Here is a 20,979-nt window from a genome sequence, read left to right as displayed (position 1 = left end):
TTCATACTCGCCAGTTATTTAGTCAATTAATCACTATGGCCGAGGATGTCAAAGGTGTCCTCGGCAATAATCTGTTCTTCGTTGGCACTGACTACCAGGATCTGAACGGCAGTATCTGTCGTACTAATCACCCCTTCACCCGATAGATCCCGATTTTTTTGTGGGTCCAACGCGATCCCCATAAATTCAAGCCCAGTGCAGACGGCTTCCCGGATATACCAGGCATTTTCCCCGACGCCACCAGAAAAGAGCAGCAGATCGAGACCGCCCATTTCAGCCGCATACGCCCCAATATATTTTCGGAAGCGGTGACAGACAGTGGCAATGGTATCGATGGCCCGCTGGTTTCCATTTAAAGAGGCCTCATATATTTCGCGCATATCATTTCCCATCCCGGATAAGCCCAGCCAGCCGCTCTTTTTGTTAATCAGGGTGTCGGCATCACTCAAGGTCAGATTCTCCTTCTTCATCAAATAAAGTAATGCGGCAGCATCCATATCGCCTGCTCGGGTAGATTGGATCAAGCCTTCCTGCGGTGTGAAGCCAGTACTCACATCGATTGATTTTCCATAGTAAACCGCATTGGCGGTGGTTCCGCTGCCTAGCATCATGTTGACAATTCGATAGGCTTCATAACCATTTGGCAGAAATTTTTGCGCCTGGGCAACCATGCTCCGAAAAGCGATCCCATGAAACCCATAGCGCCGAATTTTATGTTTTTCAGTGAGCTCCAGAGGTAGGGCGTACAAATAGGCATGGCGGGGCAGGGTCATGTGAAAACCATTATCAAAAGCTGCGATTTGGGGAATGTCGGGCAGCAGTTTGGCACAGGCATCAATACCAGCCAGGTGATGGGGGTTGTGTAGCGGCGCCAGTTCTTTAATGCTTTCGATATAATCAATGATGGCTGGCGTAATGAGAAGGGAATCGTTGCATTGTTCACCGCCCTGAACTATCCGATGACCGATGGCAGCGAGATCAGTGAGAACAAATCCTAATGACTTTTCCCTGATTGTTAAGGTGCTTAGAATTAGATTGATACCGCTTTTGTGATCGTAAATAGGTAATGTTTCCAGGATTTGGACATGATCTTTGATTTGTAATTTGAATGCTGCATCAGAGTAGCCGATCTTGCTGATGGACCCTTTAACCAGAACCTGATATTCTGGCATTCGACAAATCTGAAATTTCACCGAAGAACTTCCACAATTCAATACAAGAATAATCATGGGTATAACCCCCTTATATATTTTATACAGCTGTTATACCCCAATTAGTGATGTTAATCCACTCATTTTTTGCTAAAAAAATGGTTAAAAATAATAAAAAAAGCATCCCGTGTTATAAGGATGCTTTTGTGTTATTTTCAGACCAGTCCGTCTTCCATAGCCAGGGTGACGGGTTCTTTTTTACTGGCTTGTAGTTTTCGGTAGGTGACGATGTACATGGAAACCGCCAGGATAATCGAAAAGACGTCTGCCAGAGGTTGGGCCCAGATGACGCCCTGGAGTTGAAATAGAGCCGATCCGATAATTAGAATCGGGATAAACGCCAATCCCTGTCGGCTAACTGTCAGAATTAGGGAAGGTATGGCTTTACCCAGCGACTGATATACCGTGGTGACAATAAACTGGAGGCCAAGAAAGGGACTGACCAGCATTTGGATCACCAGGATATAAGCTCCGATTTCAACAACGGCCGGATCATTGATGAAAAAAGAAACTATTTCAGTATTGAAAATCATCGTGACGACCATGACCACAGCTCCCATGATCATCCCAATAACCGCAGCAAATTTAATCGCATCGTTCATTCGTTTGTAATTTTGTTGAGCATAATTATAGCCGATAAAGGGTTGTATACCCATGGCAAGACCCAGCGCCAACATGACCACGATCGAAAAGACCCGGCTGGAAACGCCAAAAGCGGCAATGACAATATCTCCATAAGATGATGCAAAATTATTCAGAATCATCATCGAAAAACTCATCAGAATATTATTGATCGAGGCTGGAAGTCCAATGGCAAAGGTGTTTTTGGCGATGGCACCTTCCATTCGGAAATCACCAGGAGCTATAGACAATACATCACTATGTTTAAAGATATAATAAATAAAATAAATAACCGCGCAGGCATTTCCAATTATTGTCGCCCAGGCAGCCCCGACAACGCCCATATTCAGAGATAAAATCATAATCGGATCCAGAATGATATTAATGACGGTCCCGATCATCATCCCAATCATTGACTCTTTGGCCGCGCCGACCGAACGGACAATCTGGGCCAGAGAATTCTGCAGACAGATGGCAACTGCTCCATAGGCGATAATTGTCAGATATCCTTTGGCAAAGCCAATGGTGTTATCGCTCGCGCCAGCAATTCTAAGAACGGGATCCATAAACAAAAGGAAAGCTGCCATTCCAATTAAACCCAGGGTAATTGAACCGTAAAAACTAAAGGCAGAAGTGTGTTTAATATCACTAATTTTACGTTCTCCCAAAAGTCGGGAGATATAGGATCCACCACCGATGCCAAAAATATTACCAAAGGCCATCAGCAAGAAAAAAATTGGCATGGTCAGAGAGACAGCTGCAACTTGATTGGCATCTCCGGTTTGTCCTACAAAAAAAGTGTCAGCCATGTTGTAGATAATAGTCACCAGCATACTCAGCATGGTGGGTATGGCTAGTGTTAATACCGCTTTAGGAATAGGGTACTTTTCAAATAAATCGTTCTTCATAAAATAATTCCTTTCGTTGAATCACAGTGATCTAGATCACCGTAAATTTTAGTGCTTGTGTGTCAGGTCGTTAATTTGACTTTAGTCCTGATCAGCAGTGGGGGTGGTGATGTTTTTTAGGACCTGAATCAGGAGCTCTTCCAGCAGGTCTAAATGCTCGGCGGAAATCCCCCTGAGGGTATCGGTTTCCAGGCGGGTGATTTCTTTACACACCAGTGGCTCCAAAGCTTGTCCTTTTTTGGTCAGCTCCAGATAATTAATTCGTCGATCCTGGGGATCTAGTCGTCTCAGGATGAAATCTTTTTCAACCAGTCGCTTAACAATGCCAGTAACCGTGGGTCCTTTAAGAAGGAAGGCTTCTTCGATCATCTTCTGGTTAATTTCCTGATCCTGATTGTGCAGCAGGTACATAACTACGGAAAACTGGGATGAGGTCAGATCCCATTGCTTCAAAGATTGATTGAATCGCATTTCCATAATGTTGCTCAATTGTTTCACTGATCGTCCAAAATTAAAGGTTTCTCGTCTCATCATTTCTCCAATACTTAGCATGCTATCTATTTTATCTAAAGAATTTTTAATTGTCAAGTCAACTTTTGTAAGAATCGTTTTCAGAAATATTACGGTCTATATTATCTTTAAGATAAAAAATACTTCGTTGATAATATCGCGGTTATGCCAATTAAACCAGCTTGACAATCCCCCGGGTCGACGTGGTAAAATAAAACAATAAAATTACATATCTTTGGCGAAAAAATAAATTATGCAAACAAGTACCAGGAGTGAGAGGGAATTATCAATGGAAAGAAAATACGCGTTTTCTTGGGATCTGCTGGGTGATATTGAAAAAGGACGTCCGAACTTGGGCAACACCACCCGGATTGAGGTATATCGACTGATGCAATTCACATTCAGAGATATCATCGAAAAACATGTTGGCAAAGAAGAAACTGATAAAATATTTTATGAAGCCGGACAGCTGGCAGGAAGCGCATTCTATCAGCATATGATTACGAAAACCGATGATCTCAATAATTTTGTCAATCAATTAAAAGCGGTTCTGAGAGAGCTCGGCATGGGCATTCTCCGAGTCGAACAAGCGGATATGGAAAAAGGTGAATTAATTTTGACAGTTTCCGAAGATCTGGATTGTTCCGGATTGCCTGAGCAAGGTTATGAAATTTGCACCTATGATGAAGGTTTTATTTCGGCCCTGCTGGAAAATTATTCTGGCAAACCCTTCATTGTCAAAGAGATTGATTGCTGGTGTACCGGGGATCGAACCTGCCGTTTTAGTGCCAGAGCAGTCAATCAATAGTGGGGAAATAAACCCGAATTTATGGCTGCTCGACAATAATTGTTTGACATTTAAAAAATCCAATAACCTGACAGCCTTAACAGAAGGGAGCTAACAAAACAGATATGATCAGTAAAGACGCAAGCTCAATTTTAGAGTACTTTAAAGCCGCGCTTAATGACCTTCGGGTCGAAGCGGTTCCTCCTGAAAATATCTGTAGTGATGATACCTTCTTAGAGGTTGATCAAACCATTAAAACAATCAGAGCCGCATCGGCAGAATTGGGAAACGGGAATCTGTCACATGATATAAAAGGTAAGGGATATGTAGTGGGGGCAATTAAAAATCTGCAGGCCTCCCTACGGAACCTGACCTGGATAACAAAAACGATTGCCTCGGGGGATTTTTCTCAGCGGGTTCATTTTCTAGGCGACTTTTCGGATGCCTTCAACAGAATGGCAGAAAAACTGGAGTCTTCTATCCGTGAATTGGAAGAAGCGCGCTCCCATTTTGAAATGGTATTTCAGGCGATCCCGGATGCAACCATAATTACAAAAATCGACGATGGCACTTTGATGGCATATAACCACGCCTTTATGGAAGCCACTAAATTTACCGATGAAGATTTAACAGTCGGTTCATTTAATATCTGTGATCTTTATAGTGATCATAGTCAACGTGAATCCTTCATAAAGAAACTTGAAACGGATGGTTTTGTTGAAAATCTGGAGTTCTCTTTTTATGGAAAAGACAATGAAGAACATATTGGCCTGATATCATCAAAAAAAATTTTCATTGATAGTATTCCCCATACCCTCAGCGTGATCCGTGATATTACTGAGCTCAAAGCAATAGAAGCAAAACTGCAGCAGAGTGAAGAACGCCATCGACTGCTGGCTGACAATGCCGCGGATGTTATCTGGACCATGGATCTGGAAGGGCGTTTCACTTATATTAGCCCATCAGTGGAAAAGCTCCGAGGGTACACGGTTGAAGAGGTCATGACCCAGTCTCAAGAAGAAGTCCTGTGCCCGGGATCTCTGATTCAGATGCATGAGGGTCTGGCGAGAGCGGTTGAGTCTGTTGAGAAGAACCTGCCTTTTCAAGTGTTTCGGGGAGAGCTGGAACAACCTTGTAAAGATGGTTCAACGGTTTGGACTGAGGCTACGGTATCTGGTATCTACAATGAAGATGGTCGATTTATTGGTATGTTAGGGGTAAGTCGGGATATTAGTGAAAGGAAGCTGATGGAAAAAGAAATCCGGCGACTGTCCATCACTGATAAGCTGACACAAAGTTTTAATCGCTTAAAACTGGATGAAACCCTGGAACAACAATTTGAATGGTCAAAAACCAGCTTATCGCCGTTTGCCATTATCATCTTGGATGTTGATCATTTCAAGCTGGTCAATGATACCTATGGTCATCAGGTCGGGGACCGGGTCCTGATTGAATTGGTAGCAGTCCTAAATGAAAATGTCCGCAACCGGGATGTAGTGGGGCGTTGGGGTGGTGAAGAGTTTCTAATCATTCTGCCGGATACGCATGTCACTGAGGCCGTGGTGTTGGCTGAGCATTTGCGTAAAGCGGTTGAGAAGTATCCCTTTACAACGGCTGGTCAGGTAACGATTAGTCTCGGAGTTTCGGCGTTTAAAACGGACAGTTCTCCGGAAACGATTGTTTCCCAGGCTGATACGGCCTTATATCAGGCTAAGGAAAACGGTCGTAATCGGGTTGAAGTGATGTAGCTAGGTTATCTGGTATGTCAAACTTCAGGAATTGGATTATTCAGCAAATAAATAAAAAATCCCATCACTATCAAAATCGATGATGATGGGATTTTGTCGAAATAGGGTTTTTAAAAATTTAATCAGCTATTAAAGTTGAGGAGTGTTAGGATCCCGCCGGCCCTGTTTTAAGACAAACACCATATAGAAGATGGCAGCAGCGGCACCAATTGCATAGGAAAGGATATAACTGTTGGGGTCAATGCCAATAATAGGGCCAAGTCGGGGTTCAAGACCCAGACCGATGGGGGCATGACAAATATAACTGATCACGATAAAGGTGTAAAACATTCCCGGGATCAGGGCAATCCAGACAAATTTTTGCTTGCTCATCAAATAGACTGCTGCCATCGCCAATGCGAAAATGGCCACAAACTGATTGGTAAAACCAAAATACTGCCAGAGCAGGTTAAAACCATTGGGAGCGGTTTTGGCAAACACGAGAATGACGATTGCAGGGATAAAGATGATCTGGGTGGTTAGTAAGCGTTTTTTAAGGTTGGTCTGATCGATGTTGAAGGTTTCTGCCATCATCAGCCGCAATGAACGAAAAGCGGTATCCCCGGAAGTAATTGGCAATACAATGACCCCAAGGATAGCAAAATAGGCACCGATCGGTCCCAAAAATTGTTGCGAGATCAGGCTGACCATGGCGGTCGCTCCGGTAGTTAAATCGACACCCTGATTAAAGAGAATCATCGCTCCGGCTGCCCAGCACATGGCGATAAATCCTTCCACAATCATCATATTGTAAAAGGTCCCGCGACCCTCTTTTTCTTTGCTCATCGTCCGCGAAATAAGGGTCGATTGCGTACCATGGAAACCGGAAAGGATCCCGCAGGCGACCGTGATAAAGAAGACCGGAACAAATTTCTGACCGAGGGGGTGCTGGGGTAATGTTTCCCAGGACAGGTTTACGAGATTAACCCCACCATTTTTTAAAACCCCGATAAAAATTCCAATTGCTGAGAGAATTAAAAAGGCACCAAAAATCGGATAGACCCGGCCGATTATCTTATCGATCGGGAAAAAAGCAGCAATTATATAATACACGAAGATACCACCATAAACGATCCAGACGGTTAAGCTCTGGGGGCTGGCATCTTGCTTTAGGATATCTTTGGTAATCAGATCGCCAGGAGTATAGATAAAAACGTCGCCGACTAGAAAAAGCAGTAACCATAACACCAGGGTATAAAAGCGCTTAATCTTGGTACCCAGATACTGGCCAATCATCCGGGGCATTTGAGCACCACCGTTTCGGATCGAGATCATTCCGTTAAGATAATCATGAGCCGCGCCGGCTAGCACGCAGCCGATTGGGATGGTAATAAACGCCAGCGGACCAAATAGAATTCCCTGAATTGGTCCCAGTACCGGCCCGGTACCGGCAATATTCAGCAACTCGATTAACTGGTTTTTCCATTTGGGCATAACGACAAAATCGACGCCATCGGCCTGACTAATGGCTGGGGTTGCCCGATCATCTGGGGCAAATACCCGATCTATTAGCTTGCCGTAGAAAAAACCGCCCAGAATTAGAATAAATAGTCCGATAATAAATGTAATCATTATGCCTCCTTTGTGGTGGATCGTGCTTTTATAAGACAAAAAAGCCTTGATCACAATCGCTGATTGATTTTATCATTGCTTAAAACAGGTGTCAATGCAGATCCGGAAGCCCCGATTATTTTTGAGTTCATAACTATTAAGATGGAGTAATAACTGATAATTATCATTGCGCCTAAGAAAATTGCAGTGTAAAATTTAACTATCTGAAACGATACCGGGAAATTGATTACAAAACTTGTGGTCTTTTTAAATATCGATACATAATGGAATGGAGAATAGTGATGGAACTTATCGGCAATTTAAACATTACCGAGAATGATGTGATTACAATTACTGGAGGTGGCGGGAAAACCTCGCTGATGTTTGAAATCAGCAAAGAACTAGCTGCCAGAGATGTACACCATGTGATGACGACAACCGCAAAAATTTGTATTGCCGATGTGCCCGAGCAACAGTGTCTGATCCGCGAAAAACTGGCGGAGGTGATTGAAGCAATCGCGAAAGACCCTAAACGGGAATGGATTATTGGCAAAGAAAGGGTGAATGGACAGAAAATTTCAGGCTTTTCCGAAACAGAGCTGATCACTTTAAAAGAGGCGATCGTGCCGTTAGTTATCATTAACGAAGGAGACGGGTCAAAACGAAAGCCTTATAAATTCTATAACGACTACGAGCCATCAATTCCGAAAATTACTACCAAGCTGATTCACGTCATGGGAGCCGAGATTCTATTTAAAAAAATTGACGAAGCGACCTTTCATCGATCAGAATTGTTTGGAAATGATCAAATTATTTTTGATGAAGACGTTTTACAGCAGACGCTTGAGAATTTTATTCACAATAAACTAAACAATACCCTGGATAAAAATGCTACCCGGATTCTTTTTATCAACAAAGCTGAAGGAGAAAACCTGAAAAATGCCCAGATCATCGCAAAAATCGGGGCAAGCTTGTTTGACTATTGTCTGCTGGGTTCCCTCAAAGAGGGTTGGATTGAGCAAGCTAAATAAACATCGAGCAAAAACTTTGTTGTCGCGCCAACAAACCGGCGGCGAAGCCCGTGGCAGAAATTAAATAAATGAAGGAGCTAATATGAAAATAAAATTTACCGCAATTGTTTTATCGGTACTCTGCGTGGTTACGCTGGGGGGCTGTGCCGGGACAACCACTAGCACTAGTAGTGACGCTGTCGCTTCAAAAGAGGAAACCCTCTTCCAGGCATCAACCATTAATTCCCTGCTGGCCGGGAATTACGATGGTTTTATGAGCTTTGGCGAATTGAAGCAGCATGGAGATGTCGGAATTGGTACCTTTGATGCCTTAGACGGCGAGCTGGTGATGATTGAGAACACAATCTACAAGGTCAAAGCCAGCGGCGAAGTGGTGGAAGTCCCGGATACCGATACGACCCCCTTTGCCGCCGTCACTTATTTTAATGAGGATGTGACTAAATCATTAGAAAAAACCGCCAGTCTGGACGCCCTCGAACAGGAACTGGACAAACTGATGACCGATCCGGCGTCCTTTTATGTGTTCCGGATTGATGGCACCTTCAACACCGTTAAAGCCCGTTCGGTTCCCAGTCAGCAAAAACCTTATCCGGTTCTTTCCGAGGCTGTGAAAAATCAATCCATCTTTGACTATCAAAAGATTTCCGGAACCCTGGTGGGCTTGTGGTGCCCGGAAGACATCGGCGACTTAAATGTGAAAGGCTATCATTTTCATTTTATTTCTGATGACCGCAGCAAAGGCGGGCATCTGCTGGATGTCAGCTTCGACAGCGCCAAGGCCTTTATGGATCAGACCGACGGTTTTTTCATGACGCTGTCTCCAACCAGTCCAGAAGGAACTGTTGACGATGCGGAATCTGCCATCGATGCGGTGGAAAAATAACCAGTTTCCAATGAATTTGTTAAGGTTAAATTACCGTACCGATTAATTGTTAATCTGTTGTCCGCCCCGATGCGTAGGGTCTGACCCCTTGGTCACAACATGATGTAACAATTTCCGGTACTGGGTTATTTTTTATTTGATTCGACACTCATGGGAGTGTCTTTTTTGTGTTCGAGATTCAAAAGTGCACAACAGAGCCGGGTGATGCCCATGGAGATTTCGGCAAAGCTTAAATGCGCATAACCGAGAAGGATATCGCTGGTGTAGGCCGCCTTATTTCCAAAAACATAGTTTGCAATCGGATAGACCCGGACTTGCTGAGAATTGATGTGATTGATCAGCGTGTCATCAAAAACAACACCGTTAAAATGAACGACCATGTGAAGACCAGCGGCATGACCTTTTATTTCGAAATCATTAGGATAGCAGCGGGATAGTTCAGCAATCAGGTGCTGTCTTTTTTTTGTATAGATTTTTTTCATCTTCCAGATATGCTTTTCCAGCTCGCCATTTTCAATAAACTCGGACAAAGCGTATTGGGTAAAGGCTTCACTATGGACATCTGAATATTTTTTTAGTTCCAGATAGGGTTCAATGAGTTTATCCGGGAGAATAAGATAACCCAGACGAATGGCCGGGGTGAGGATTTTACTCAAGGTCCCAAGATAGATAACCCGGTCAGGATTTAGCTCATAGAGTGATGACACCGGTTGTCCTTCAAAGCGGAACTCGCTGTCATAGTCATCTTCAAGCAGATAAGCATCATGTGCAATGGCATACTGGATAAGTTTCTGACGGCGTTGGATCGGGAGGATGCCACCGAGAGGGTATTGATGGGAGGGGGTCGTATAGATAAAAGCTGGGGATAAAAAAGGGGTGATTAAATCTGTCACCATGCCACGGTCATCGACCGGAATTCCAATTAGACTTAGTTTTGAGCGCTCAATAATTTTTCGCAATCCGGGATGGGTAGGGTCTTCAATCAGTACAGATTGCTGCTGATCATGAAATAAAGCTGATATCAGCGCAAGGCCCTGTGTTGCACCAGAAACAATCACAATGTTGTCCGGTTGACAATGGAGTCCTCGGGTTCGCAGCAAATAATCGGCAATCGTCCGGCGCAATTTAAGCACACCAGCACAGGGATGATAATAAAAAGCCGTTTCGGATATCTGATCAAAGCTGCGCTGGTAGGCTTTCTTCCACTGTCGCAATGGGAACAGTGACGAATCAATAACGCCGGACTGGAAATCAATGACCATGGTTTCTGGTTCTTTTTTTAGTGTAACGGATAAATCATGTTTTTTATCAGGCTTTTTAAGAGGGATAAAAAAAATATCAATACCGCCGGAGACCACCGTACCGGAGCCATGATTTCCTTGTAAGTAGCCCTCGGCAATCAATTGATTGTAGGCATCCAGAACGGTACTTCGGGATATCCCCAGATTCATGGCCAGTTTTCTGGTTGATGGCAGCTTCTCATCTGCGGCAAGCTGGCCGTCTAAAATCAGGTGTTTGATCTGATTATAGAGCTGCCGTATCAAGGGCGTGTTACTATTTTTGTCGATATTAATCCACATCGTGCTCCTCCTAAAGTGGTTTGCAAAAAAAACGTTTAAGTGGTTCTTTACAAACCACATCTATCAGGTAAGATTTTATCATAAGTATATCGATTAGAAAAGAGGGTTATTATGCGGAAAAAACTTAGAGCCTATATGGATTTAACATTGGCGATGTTTATCGCCGGCAGCGCGGTTGTGGTAAGTAAAATGATGGTGACAAGTGTTCCGGTATTCTTGGCCACTGAATTGGGGATCCTGATTGGTTTGATTTTTTTGTTGATCGTCACCTTTGTTATCAAAAAAGAGCACCATCAGTTGGATATAAAAACTGTTGGCGTTCTGTTGGGTCAGGCTCTGGCTGGGATTGTCCTCTACCGGGTCTTCATTTTCTGGGGATTGCAGCTGACATCCGCCGCCAACAGCGGCTTGATTTCAAGCTCGGGACCAGCCATTGTTGTGATTCTGGCATTCTTTTTACTAAAAGAGACCATCTCAAAAAACAACGCGATCGGGCTGGCTTTGGTCATTGTCGGTTTGTTATGCATCAATCTTTACACGTATTTTAAAGAAGGGGCTCTTGACAGTTCGGTATTGGGGAATTTTCTGATTTTGATCGCAGTGATTGGCGAAGGATTATTTTCGGTGCTCAGTAAAATAAAGTGCATCCGAATGTCCCCGGTGTACCGGACGACACTTGTGGCGGCGATGGCATTTATCTGCTTATTACCCTTTGCGATTCATGATGCCTGGGACTTTCCATTTGCAAAAATGTCGCTACAAACTATTTTGTGTATTTGTTATTATGGTGTCTTTGTTTCATTTATTTCTTATGTCCTGTGGTTTCAAGGGATTGAAAAGGTAACGGCCAGTAACGCGGCCATCTTCACCAGTGTAGTTCCGGTCAGTAGTATTATCTTGGCCGCTATCCTGCTTAATGAAAAAATACAGCTCAGTCATTTGCTGGGGATGAGTCTGATTGTGTGCGGCATTCTCATTGCAACAAAAAAGTCTCCAGTCATTCATACAGAAATTAATTGCAAAAAGATAAAAAAAATAAAGACTAAAAGTATCGAAATAGAATGATAAAAAAAGAGCAACACTGAGAAGCGTTGCTCTTTTGCCACTAACGGGCAGTTTTTGAAACGGCAATAATGCTTAAGGTCAGGGCTGCGGCTCCCAGTAAAAGGGCAACCATGCTGGATACAAAAGCGGCTACTTTCATCGAACTACCTCCTTATTTGTTTTTTTCAATTGGCTTCAATCTTCGTCATAAAAACCGCTCATGGAGTAATCTTCAAGCGCTTCCAATAAAAAGACCAGACTCCCGGTCATACTTTCGGCGGTGGTTACGACAATTTCTTTTTCTTCTTCAGTCAGCTCCATGAATTCTTCTTCAAGATCACATAGGCGCTTAATTAGAAATAATAATTCTGTTTTCATAGTTCTCCTGTCCACTGTCTATTCTAACTATAATACTATCGGCTTATCTCAAAAATTGCAAGAAAAATTGTGTTTAAATCATCTAATTGAATTTTTTTAACGGTAGTGATGGCCAAGTTGGTGACGATTTTCTGTAATTATCATCGCATAACTGATATAATGGTTTTATCGCAAACAAAGGAGAAAACGCAATGAGTAAAACAAAATGGCCAGGATCCGTGTTGCTGGCACCGGTTCCTCCAGTCCTGGTAACTTGTGGCGAGGACGCGTTAGCAAATATCTTAACCGTGGGATGGACTGGGATTCTCAATACCAAACCGCCAATGACTTATATTTCACTACGGCCCAGCCGTTTATCCTACGAGATTATCACAAAAACCCGGGAGTTCACTATCAATCTGTCCACAGTGGAGCTGGTGAAAGCAGTCGATTTCTGTGGGGTGCGCTCTGGCCGGGAGATGAATAAATTCGAATTGCTGGCGCTGGCGTCAGTTCCCGGTGATATGGTGAAGTGTCCGATGCTGGTAGCCAGTCCCTTGAGTATGGAATGTCGGGTCAAAGAAATTATCCCACTGGGTACTCATGATCTGTTTATGGCCGAGATTCTAGCAGTTCATGTGGCTGACACTCTAATTGACGCCAACGGTAAACTTCATTTGGATCAAGCCAATCTATTAGCCTACGTTCATGGCGAATACTTTGGGCTGGGAGAGAAGGTTGGCAGCTTCGGGTATTCGATCCGCAAAAAGAAAAAGAAGAAACGGCCTGTTCAGCAAAAATAAAGCAAAAACGATGGGGAATAAATCCATCGTTTTTCTTTTGGAAATAATTAATGACAAGACAGTTATAGCTTGGTAATCCAGCCTTCCGGACCGGCCAGATCGCCGAGTTGGATGGCGGTGAGGGTATCGTAGAGTTTTTTGGTTACTGGGCCCACTTCGGATTCGCTGTAAAAAATGTGTAGCCGGTTGTGATGAAAAATACCGCCGATGGGGGTTATCACGGCTGCGGTACCACAGGCGCCAGCTTCGGTAAACTGATCAAGCTCATCAATAAAAACATCTTCTTCCGAGACTGCCATTCCCAAAACATGTTCAGCCAGATAAAGCAGGGAATATTTGGTGATGCTGGGTAAGATGGAGGGGGAAGCGGGGGTGACAAAACGGTTGTCTTTGGTGATGCCAAAGAAATTGGCGGCTCCGACTTCTTCAATTTTGGTGTGGGTAGTGGGATCCAGATAAATGCAATCCGCATAGCCTTTTTCAACGGCAATTTGGTGAGCCAGCATCGAGGCCGCATAGTTGCCACCAACCTTTTGTTGGCCGGTGCCGTTACTGGCAGCCCGATCATAGTCGGAGACCATAAAATTAACCGGCGTTAGGCCACCCTTGAAATAAGCACCCACCGGCATACAAAAAACTGTGAAGATATATTCATTGGCCGGTTTGACCGCCACGCTGTTGCCTACCCCAATCATCATCGGACGGATATATAGCGAACCGCCGGTGCCGTAAGGCGGAATATAGGCTTCATTGGCCTTGACTACATCCACACATGCTTTGATAAACGTTTCTTCAGAAATTGTTGGCATTAATAGCCGATCGCAGGAATCCTGTAGTCGCCGGGCATTCTGGTCAATCCTGAATAACTGGATGTCCCCGTTTTTCGTCCGATAGGCTTTCAGTCCTTCAAAGCATTGCTGCCCGTAGTGCAAACAGGGGGCAGCTTCGCCCAGGTGCAGGACATTGTCCTCGGTCAGAGTTCCGCCATCCCATTGATCATCTTTCCAGAAAGACAGATATCGATAATCTGTTTTTATATAGTCAAATCCCAATTGATCCCAATTAATTGCTGCTTTTTTAGTCATTTTAACTCCTTTTTAAATATTTGTTCTGAGGCCCTAAACAAAGGACATCACCAGTCCCATAATGCAGCCCAATAATCCACCCAACCAGACAATTGCGCTTAGTTCTTTGTGCATGATTTCCAGGATCATTTTTTCAAAAGTCAGGACATCATAGCCGTTTATCTGATCTTCGACCAGTTTTGATAAGTTTAGGGCATTAATTAGACTGCCAATGTTTTTTTCAATTAGCTGATGATAGCTCGATATAATCCAGGTGACAAATTCCGGAATGCGGTCTTCATATTCGTTATAAAGATCACATAGTCGCTTGCCTAAAAGATTATTACCTTCTTTTTCAATGATATTACCCAGGATGCCCTCTCCTTTTTCGACCACCATTCGTTCAATAATTTCAGACATTTTGACCTTGGCAGAACTGATCAAGTTTCCATTGATCAACATGGCAAACATTGAGCCCTGTAGATTGCTGACAATTTCAGTGACTGCTATTTCAGATAATAGCGGTCCCAACTCCATTTTTACCATTCGCTCGTAAGAAAAATCGACAATTTTCGTGCTGACCTCAGTGATAATTTGCTCACCACGCTGATCGCCGGAAAACGAGTAAAACAGCTCCCGTAGGGTTTCTTCGCTGGTGCTTTTTTTAGCGATCAGTCCATTGACGGCATTAGCAATCTTATCATCCACTTCTTTGGACAATAAGCCGTTTTTTATCACGTTCTCATTTAGTAGGTTGTTGGCAACCACATTCCCCAATGATTTGGCGATTCTAGGTTTTTCTTTGGGAATTAAACCCGGGGTAAAGGGTAAGGTCAGCCCGAAAACCTTGATGGCTTCTAATGGGCGAAAAAGCATCCGTATGGCGATGCCGTTGGTAATCAGTCCGATAATGCCTCCCAGTATCGGTCCAATAAAAAATGATAAATTCATGGTTTCCTCCTGTTGAAACTTCTGGTTAGTAGCTATTTGTATATTTTAATCTTTTTAAAACAAGCTGTCCAGTAGAATGATAAAAACCAGTAATCGTTATAGCGATTACTGGTTTTTATTATTGTGTTTACTTTAGCTAGCTGATACAATAAAGCAAGGAAATTTTAGGAAGAAGAGGAAAATGATGAAAAATGAGAATTTAAAACGCTGGATTTATCTGGCGGTAGCGACCATTATGCTAATGTTTCTGGGATTACTGTATGCCTGGTCAATTTTTAGAGCACCACTGAACAAGGTCTTTGAAAGTTGGACAGTTACGGACTTATCACTTAATTTCACCATTTCAATTATCTTTTTTTGTATTGGCGGTTTTGTTAGTGGTCAATTAACCCGATTCATTAAAAGCCAAACCATTGTGTTAATGGTAGCGGCGATGCTATTTATTGGTTTTTTTGGTGTTTCGAAAATTGATCCGACCCAACCGGGTCAAAGTTTAATCCTTTTGTATGTTTTTTATGGTGTGCTTTGCGGAACCGGCGTCGGTATGGGATACAATTCAATTATCAGTGCTGTAGTGCCCTGGTTTTCTGAGAAAGCCGGTTTAGCTTCAGGAATTTTATTAATGGGTTTTGGTCTGGGGGGGCTGATTCTCGGTACTCTGATCAGCTCGTTAGTCGGGAGTGTTGGCGTATTGGAAACTTTCTTCTATCTGGCGATCATGGGAGCGATAGTCATGGCTTTAGGATCGTTCTTTATTAAGAAACCTGAAATGGCTGCGAAAAAAGCGGCCACTGCTCAGGGTGAAGCAAGTCAGAAGAAAGAGTATTCGGCTGGGGAAATGTTAAAGACCGGCGTTTTCTGGACATACTTTTTCTGGGGAATCATGATTACCGCATCAGGATTGCTAATTATTGGCAGTGCGGCAACTATCGCGATGGCCTTTGGGGCGCCGGCCCAATTGGGTTTGCTGGTTTCTGTTTTTAATGGCGGCGGCCGGGTTGTCATAGGCAGCTTGTTTGATAAAGTTGGCAGAGGGAAAGCTATGGCAACCAATACCATTCTCTTACTGGTTGCTGGTGTTTTTTTATTGTTTGGAGCAACAATGAATAACGTCATCTTCATCTTCATCGGTCTTTTATCGGTGGGAGTCACCTATGGTGGTGTGCCCGCTTTATCCTCGGTTGTTATTAATTCAAGCTTTGGTTCAAAAAATTATCCCTTGAATTTTAGCTTGTCCAACTTTTTATTGGTACCAGCAGCAATTATTGGACCAATGATATCTAGCTATCTACTGCAAAGCTCAGGCGGTAGTTACAGTTCAACATTTATCGTCATTATTGGTTTCGCAGCCATCGCTTTGGTGTTGAATCATATTTTAGGGATTCAAAGTAAAAAACTGAACCAGGCTGCAATTATTGCAATTGTCGAAAATTAAGATGATTCAATAAATTTTGGGGGGCAATTAAAACCGAATTAAGAAAGTTTTGCTATAATTTGTCAAAAGATAAGTAAATAAAGATGAGTAAATTTGGAGGGCTATTTTATGGAACTGAAGGATAAAATTTTAGCTTTTATGGAGCAGCATGGATCACCGATGACAGCGGGAGAAGTTGAAAAAGCCTTGAAAGTCGATCGAAAAGAAGTTGACAAAGCCTTTAAACTGCTAAAAAAAGAAGAAGCCATTGTATCCCCGGTGCGATGCAAATGGGAACCAGCCAAAAAATAACCGAAAGAAAGGGAAACCTTTCTTTTTTTTCGAGGTAATATGGCTTTTATGGGTTCTATTCGATATACTGTTAGTATGAAAAAAAATTGCTGGGGGAGAGCCTCCGGCACTAATAAAAGAAGGACTGGAAAAGATGAAACATTTTATTGAATTTAAAGATGTCCATAAGCGCTATCATATGGGGGAAGTGACCATCAATGCCGCCAATGGGATCGATTTTTTTATTGACGAAGGCGAATTTGCGGTGGTAGTAGGCCCCAGTGGGGCCGGAAAAACGACTGTCCTTAATATTTTGGGTGGGATGGATAACTGCGATGAGGGCCAGGTCATTGTCGGTGAAAAAGATGTGGCAACCTTGAATCGCCGGGAGCTGGCGGAATATCGACGTTATGACACTGGTTTTGTTTTTCAGTTTTATAATCTTATTCAAAATCTGACTGCCGTTGAAAATGTCGAGTTGGCGACCCAAATCTGTCATGATCCGATGGACGCAGAAACCGTATTAAAGAGTGTTGGATTGGAAGAACGGCTGGGAAACTTTCCATCACAGCTTTCCGGAGGCGAGCAGCAGCGAGTGGCTATTGCCAGAGCGTTGGCTAAGCGACCGAAGCTTCTGCTTTGTGACGAACCCACCGGAGCTTTGGATTATAATACGGGGAAAAATATTTTAAAACTACTCCAGGAAACCAGCCGCAAAGAAAATATGACAGTAATTCTGATCACCCACAATCAGGCCATTACTCCCATGGCCGACAAGGTCATTATTATGAAAAATGGTCAGGTTCAGAAAAGTTATCTCAATGAGAAACCCTTATCGGTTGACGAGATTGAGTGGTAACCGTCTCGAAACGCTCAGGAGAACGCTTGCTCTTGATGGTTTTGTGCTGATAAAGACTCTGGGGCAGGGACGGTTTGGTAGCTGCTATCTGATGTCCCGAGATACAAAGCACTATGTTTTAAAAATCTTTAATCCCAATGATGTCAAGCGCCGTAAAGAAAAACTGGCCCGAGAAAGCAAATTTCTGAAAAAAATTGACCATCCGGCTATTCCCAAATTGAATCAACTTCTTGATCGGGATGGTTTCTATGGACTGGTGATGGAAAAAATGCCAGGACAGTCACTCGAAGACCTATTAGAGTGGGATTACATTTTTAACAAAAAAGAAATTACAGCGATCATGGAGCAATTAATTGCTGTGATGGATTATCTGTCGGGGCTGCATATCACTCATCGGGACATCAAAACCGATAATCTTTTATGGACTGGTGATCTGCTGTCACTCATTGATTTTGGCTCGGCCAGTTGTGATCCCAAATTTCGCCGCCGCTTTAATCCTGATTTCTGGGGAATCGGTGATGTTTTTCTGCGGTTGGCATCAAACTGTGACGAAATGAGCGTCGGAGCTAGTGGCTTTTCCATTTCCCAGTTAAATTTAGACAAAGAACAACAACGTGTCATCAAACGTTTGCTCTGCATTGAAAAGCCCTATCAGGATTTTCAGGTGTTAAAGGAAGATTTTGGGCGTGTCTGGATAAATAAAGGAGAGTGATACAGGATGCATTTAAAGTTAGAATACTTTGAGGAACTCTGGTTATCCGATAACCAGAAAAAAGAGCCATCGGTGGAATTGTGGGACATTCGGGCAGAAGAATACAACCTTTCGTTATCGACCGAGGAGGCTCAGTTAAATCGAAAAAAGAAGGTTCAGACATTGATTGATAAGGGTATTATCAATAGTGAATCAACGGTATTGGATATTGGCTGTGGATCAGGACATTTGGCGGTTGAACTAGCGAAAAAGACAAAAAAAGTAGTTGGTCTGGATTTCTCTGAAAATATGCTACACTTTGCCAACGAAAATGCCACCGCTGCAGGCCTGAAAAACACGGAATTTGTTCATTCGGATTGGGATAGCTTTCAATGCATGAAACCCTTTGATCTGGTTGTAGCGAGTATGTCCCCGGCCATTCATGGGCCGGCTCATCTTTATAAACTGATGGATTGCTCCCGAGGCTATTGCTATTTGTCCGCATTTGTGGAACGACACAGCAACCTGAAAGAAAAACTATACACGTTAGCCGATCAAAACTATCTTCGTCAGTTTAATAAGCTGAACTATATTTTTAACATTTTATGGACGAAGGGCATTTTTCCGGAACTGACTTACGAAACTGGCATTCATAAACGGTTCTTTTCTTTAGAAAAAGCCAAGGAGATTTATACGCGAGAACTGTCAGTGTTGGAAAGCCCGGAGCAAATCAGCCGGATCCATCAATACCTGGAGAAAATCGCTGAAAAGGATATGATTACGGAATCCTTGCAGCAACGAAAAGGCGTCCTAATCTGGAAAAAATTCTGAATAAAAAAATGCCCGCCATGCTTATTTGTAGAATGACGGACATTTGAAGTTACCAGGATTAATCTGGGGTAGAATAATTCAGTCGATTGATTCTGGATTTGGAAATACGATGGAATACTATTAGCGACACAATCAGAAGGCCAATCGAAGTTATCCAGGTTAATATAAGATTTCCGTAAGTTAAACCGGCAACCAGATAACCAACAAAGCTGCAAGCGGCCACCACGATAGCATAAAGCATCTGAGTTGATACGTGCTGAATATGGTCACAACCAGCCCCCGTTGAAGATAAAATGGTGGTATCCGAAATGGGCGAACAATGGTCGCCAAATACTGAGCCGGCAAGAGTTGCCGACAAGGTTACGACCATCAATTCCGGTGAGGTATATTGAGAAATCATAACCACGATAGGTATAAAGATACCGAAGGTGCCCCAGGCGGTGCCAATGGAAAAGGACAGCAATGCTGACACCAGAAAAATCATGGCCGGGATCAACCCCACCGGGATATTGCTTGCTTTGACCAGTTCCCCAATAAAGAGGCCGGTTCCCAGCAGATCCTGACACAGAGCACCGATAGTCCAGGCCAAAGTCAGAATGATATAGGCGGGTACCATGGTTTTAATCCCTTCACCGATACCACCCATAAAGGTTTTAAAATCGATAAGTTTGCGGGGAATAAAGAGTAAGAAGGTCACCACTAGCGCCCAAAAAGCGCCCATTACCAGTGCGGCAGAAGCATCACAATTGCCAAAGGCGGCGGACAATGTTAAACCTTCGCCGGACCAGTAGCCACCGTTCTGAAGCATCGATAGAACTGAAAAGATTATCAGGGCACCAATCGGAATAATCAGGTCCCAGATCGTACCCTTACCATCCATTAGAACTTTTTCTTCCAGCTCAGTATCCAGAGCTCCCAGGTCTCCGGTTTCAAGCGCCTGCTTTTCAACTCGGGCCATCGGTCCGAAATCCAGGTTGGTTATCGAAAGAATGATGACCATCAAAATACTTAAAAGAGCATAGAGATTATAAGGAATCGTCGACATAAAAGCGCTCAGTTCATTCTGAAAGGCCCCAGTTTCATAAAGAGTCGATCCGACCGCCGCTGCCCAACTAGAAATCGGAGCAATGATACAAATTGGAGCCGCAGTGGAATCGATGATATAAGCGAGTTTGGCCCGAGGAATCTGATATTTATCGGTGACCGGCTTCATTACGGTACCTACAGTTAGACAATTAAAGTAATCATCGACAAATATAATGACCCCTAAGGCACTGGTGGCCAGCTGGGCACTGCGTCTCGATTTAAGCTTAGTTGTAGCCCAATTGCCATAGGCTCTTGATCCTCCGGCGATGGTCACCACATAAACCAGGGCGCCCAGCAGCCCCAAAAATAGGATAATGTTGAATTTACCTGGATCACCCACGGTTTCGGCCATTAAACCAAAGGCAACCGTTCCCATTTCAACAAGACCCCCACCACTACTGACAACATAGATCAGAGTTCCAGATAAGATTCCGATAAGCAGAGCAGAGATGACTTCTTTAGTAATCAACGCCAGGACAATGGCAATGATTGGAGGAATGATGGATAAAATGCCCACATCTACTGTTTCTAACAATTCGTTTCTCCTTTCACGAATAAGAATTCGTTTTTTGCGTTATTCATTGAACACAAGGCCCATTTAATTCCGCAAAAGTTCGATATAAAATTACAAACATTGTGTAGTCTATCACAATTGGTATTGTTTATCAAATGCACTTTTCTGAATGATGTTCAGAATTAAATTGAGGCAATGAATATTT

The 20,979-nt window shown here is 43.3% G+C and carries 20 protein-coding genes; 11 read left to right on the top strand and 9 right to left on the bottom strand.

Annotated elements, in window-relative coordinates; translation table 11 throughout:
• Positions 1-26 precede the first annotated feature (26 nt).
• The 3 genes from ACIZ62_RS09740 to ACIZ62_RS09730 form a co-directional block, all read right to left on the bottom strand.
• Positions 27-1,229 carry an acetate/propionate family kinase gene (locus tag ACIZ62_RS09740; protein ID WP_111886851.1) on the bottom strand — a complete coding sequence of 401 codons (1,203 nt, stop codon included), beginning with the start codon at positions 1,227-1,229 and terminating at the stop codon, positions 27-29.
• A gap of 137 nt (positions 1,230-1,366) precedes the next feature.
• Entirely contained in the window at positions 1,367-2,740 is a 1,374-nt protein-coding gene (locus tag ACIZ62_RS09735) for an MATE family efflux transporter (RefSeq protein WP_111886852.1), read from the bottom strand.
• Positions 2,741-2,821: 81 nt separating this feature from the next.
• Positions 2,822-3,271 (bottom strand): MarR family winged helix-turn-helix transcriptional regulator, encoded by a 450-nt coding sequence (locus tag ACIZ62_RS09730; protein WP_322519266.1) that lies wholly within the window; start codon positions 3,269-3,271, stop codon positions 2,822-2,824.
• 268 nt (positions 3,272-3,539) lie between these two features.
• On the opposite strand from ACIZ62_RS09730, the gene ACIZ62_RS09725 reads away from it, so the two are divergent.
• Together ACIZ62_RS09725 and ACIZ62_RS09720 are read left to right on the top strand one after the other, a co-directional pair.
• The gene (locus tag ACIZ62_RS09725) at positions 3,540-4,058 is read left to right on the top strand and encodes a V4R domain-containing protein (protein WP_111886854.1); all 519 of its coding nucleotides are present in this window, start codon (positions 3,540-3,542) and stop codon (positions 4,056-4,058) included.
• Between the two features lie 104 nt (positions 4,059-4,162).
• Entirely contained in the window at positions 4,163-5,785 is a 1,623-nt protein-coding gene (locus ACIZ62_RS09720; RefSeq protein WP_414150046.1) for a diguanylate cyclase, read from the top strand.
• A 129-nt stretch (positions 5,786-5,914) separates the two neighbouring features.
• Here ACIZ62_RS09720 and ACIZ62_RS09715 read toward each other — a convergent pair whose 3' ends face one another.
• Complete coding sequence (locus tag ACIZ62_RS09715; protein WP_111886857.1) at positions 5,915-7,396, bottom strand: carbon starvation protein A; 1,482 nt, start codon at positions 7,394-7,396, stop codon at positions 5,915-5,917.
• A gap of 281 nt (positions 7,397-7,677) precedes the next feature.
• Here ACIZ62_RS09715 and yqeC point away from each other — a divergent pair, with 281 nt between their 5' ends.
• Together yqeC and budA are read left to right on the top strand one after the other, a co-directional pair.
• A complete protein-coding gene (yqeC, locus tag ACIZ62_RS09710; RefSeq protein WP_414150045.1) occupies positions 7,678-8,406 on the top strand; it encodes a selenium cofactor biosynthesis protein YqeC in 729 nt (242 codons plus the stop codon).
• 82 nt (positions 8,407-8,488) lie between these two features.
• Complete coding sequence (gene budA / locus ACIZ62_RS09705) at positions 8,489-9,289, top strand: acetolactate decarboxylase (RefSeq protein ID WP_414150044.1); 801 nt, start codon at positions 8,489-8,491, stop codon at positions 9,287-9,289.
• 125 nt (positions 9,290-9,414) lie between these two features.
• Here budA and ACIZ62_RS09700 read toward each other — a convergent pair whose 3' ends face one another.
• On the bottom strand, positions 9,415-10,869 hold the full coding sequence (locus tag ACIZ62_RS09700; protein WP_111886860.1) for a PLP-dependent aminotransferase family protein: 1,455 nt from the start codon (positions 10,867-10,869) through the stop codon (positions 9,415-9,417).
• A 111-nt stretch (positions 10,870-10,980) separates the two neighbouring features.
• Between ACIZ62_RS09700 and ACIZ62_RS09695 the strand changes: the two genes are divergently transcribed.
• Complete coding sequence (locus ACIZ62_RS09695) at positions 10,981-11,934, top strand: DMT family transporter (RefSeq protein ID WP_414150043.1); 954 nt, start codon at positions 10,981-10,983, stop codon at positions 11,932-11,934.
• A gap of 174 nt (positions 11,935-12,108) precedes the next feature.
• On the opposite strand, the gene ACIZ62_RS09690 is transcribed toward ACIZ62_RS09695, so the two are convergent.
• The gene (locus ACIZ62_RS09690; RefSeq protein WP_026393241.1) at positions 12,109-12,291 is read right to left on the bottom strand and encodes a hypothetical protein; all 183 of its coding nucleotides are present in this window, start codon (positions 12,289-12,291) and stop codon (positions 12,109-12,111) included.
• A 191-nt stretch (positions 12,292-12,482) separates the two neighbouring features.
• Between ACIZ62_RS09690 and ACIZ62_RS09685 the strand changes: the two genes are divergently transcribed.
• Positions 12,483-13,073, top strand: coding sequence for a flavin reductase family protein (locus ACIZ62_RS09685; protein ID WP_111886862.1), 591 nt, complete (start codon positions 12,483-12,485; stop codon positions 13,071-13,073).
• A 62-nt stretch (positions 13,074-13,135) separates the two neighbouring features.
• Here the strand turns inward: ACIZ62_RS09685 and ACIZ62_RS09680 are convergent, their stop codons facing one another.
• Complete coding sequence (locus ACIZ62_RS09680; RefSeq protein WP_111886863.1) at positions 13,136-14,158, bottom strand: branched-chain amino acid aminotransferase; 1,023 nt, start codon at positions 14,156-14,158, stop codon at positions 13,136-13,138.
• Between the two features lie 33 nt (positions 14,159-14,191).
• Complete coding sequence (locus ACIZ62_RS09675; RefSeq protein ID WP_111886864.1) at positions 14,192-15,088, bottom strand: DUF445 domain-containing protein; 897 nt, start codon at positions 15,086-15,088, stop codon at positions 14,192-14,194.
• A 181-nt stretch (positions 15,089-15,269) separates the two neighbouring features.
• Here ACIZ62_RS09675 and ACIZ62_RS09670 point away from each other — a divergent pair, with 181 nt between their 5' ends.
• From ACIZ62_RS09670 to ACIZ62_RS09650, 5 genes are all read left to right on the top strand, one after another.
• Positions 15,270-16,523, top strand: coding sequence for an MFS transporter (locus ACIZ62_RS09670; RefSeq protein WP_242988581.1), 1,254 nt, complete (start codon positions 15,270-15,272; stop codon positions 16,521-16,523).
• A gap of 108 nt (positions 16,524-16,631) precedes the next feature.
• Positions 16,632-16,814 (top strand): transcriptional regulator, encoded by a 183-nt coding sequence (locus ACIZ62_RS09665; protein ID WP_111886866.1) that lies wholly within the window; start codon positions 16,632-16,634, stop codon positions 16,812-16,814.
• Positions 16,815-16,947: 133 nt separating this feature from the next.
• The gene (locus ACIZ62_RS09660) at positions 16,948-17,652 is read left to right on the top strand and encodes an ABC transporter ATP-binding protein (RefSeq protein WP_111886867.1); all 705 of its coding nucleotides are present in this window, start codon (positions 16,948-16,950) and stop codon (positions 17,650-17,652) included.
• Between the two features lie 43 nt (positions 17,653-17,695).
• On the top strand, positions 17,696-18,364 hold the full coding sequence (locus ACIZ62_RS09655; RefSeq protein WP_414150042.1) for a protein kinase family protein: 669 nt from the start codon (positions 17,696-17,698) through the stop codon (positions 18,362-18,364).
• A 6-nt stretch (positions 18,365-18,370) separates the two neighbouring features.
• Entirely contained in the window at positions 18,371-19,174 is an 804-nt protein-coding gene (locus ACIZ62_RS09650) for an SAM-dependent methyltransferase (protein WP_111886869.1), read from the top strand.
• Between the two features lie 58 nt (positions 19,175-19,232).
• On the opposite strand, the gene ACIZ62_RS09645 is transcribed toward ACIZ62_RS09650, so the two are convergent.
• Positions 19,233-20,795: a Na+/H+ antiporter NhaC family protein gene (locus tag ACIZ62_RS09645; RefSeq protein WP_111886870.1), complete on the bottom strand. Its 1,563-nt coding sequence runs from the start codon at positions 20,793-20,795 to the stop codon at positions 19,233-19,235.
• Positions 20,796-20,979: the final 184 nt, after the last annotated feature.

Source organism: Acetobacterium carbinolicum (assembly GCF_047456275.1).
In the GTDB taxonomy this organism is placed as follows: Bacteria; Bacillota; Clostridia; order Eubacteriales; family Eubacteriaceae; genus Acetobacterium; species Acetobacterium carbinolicum.
Note: the sequence above shows the minus strand (reverse complement) of the source record. Positions and strands in the feature narration are given on the sequence as shown.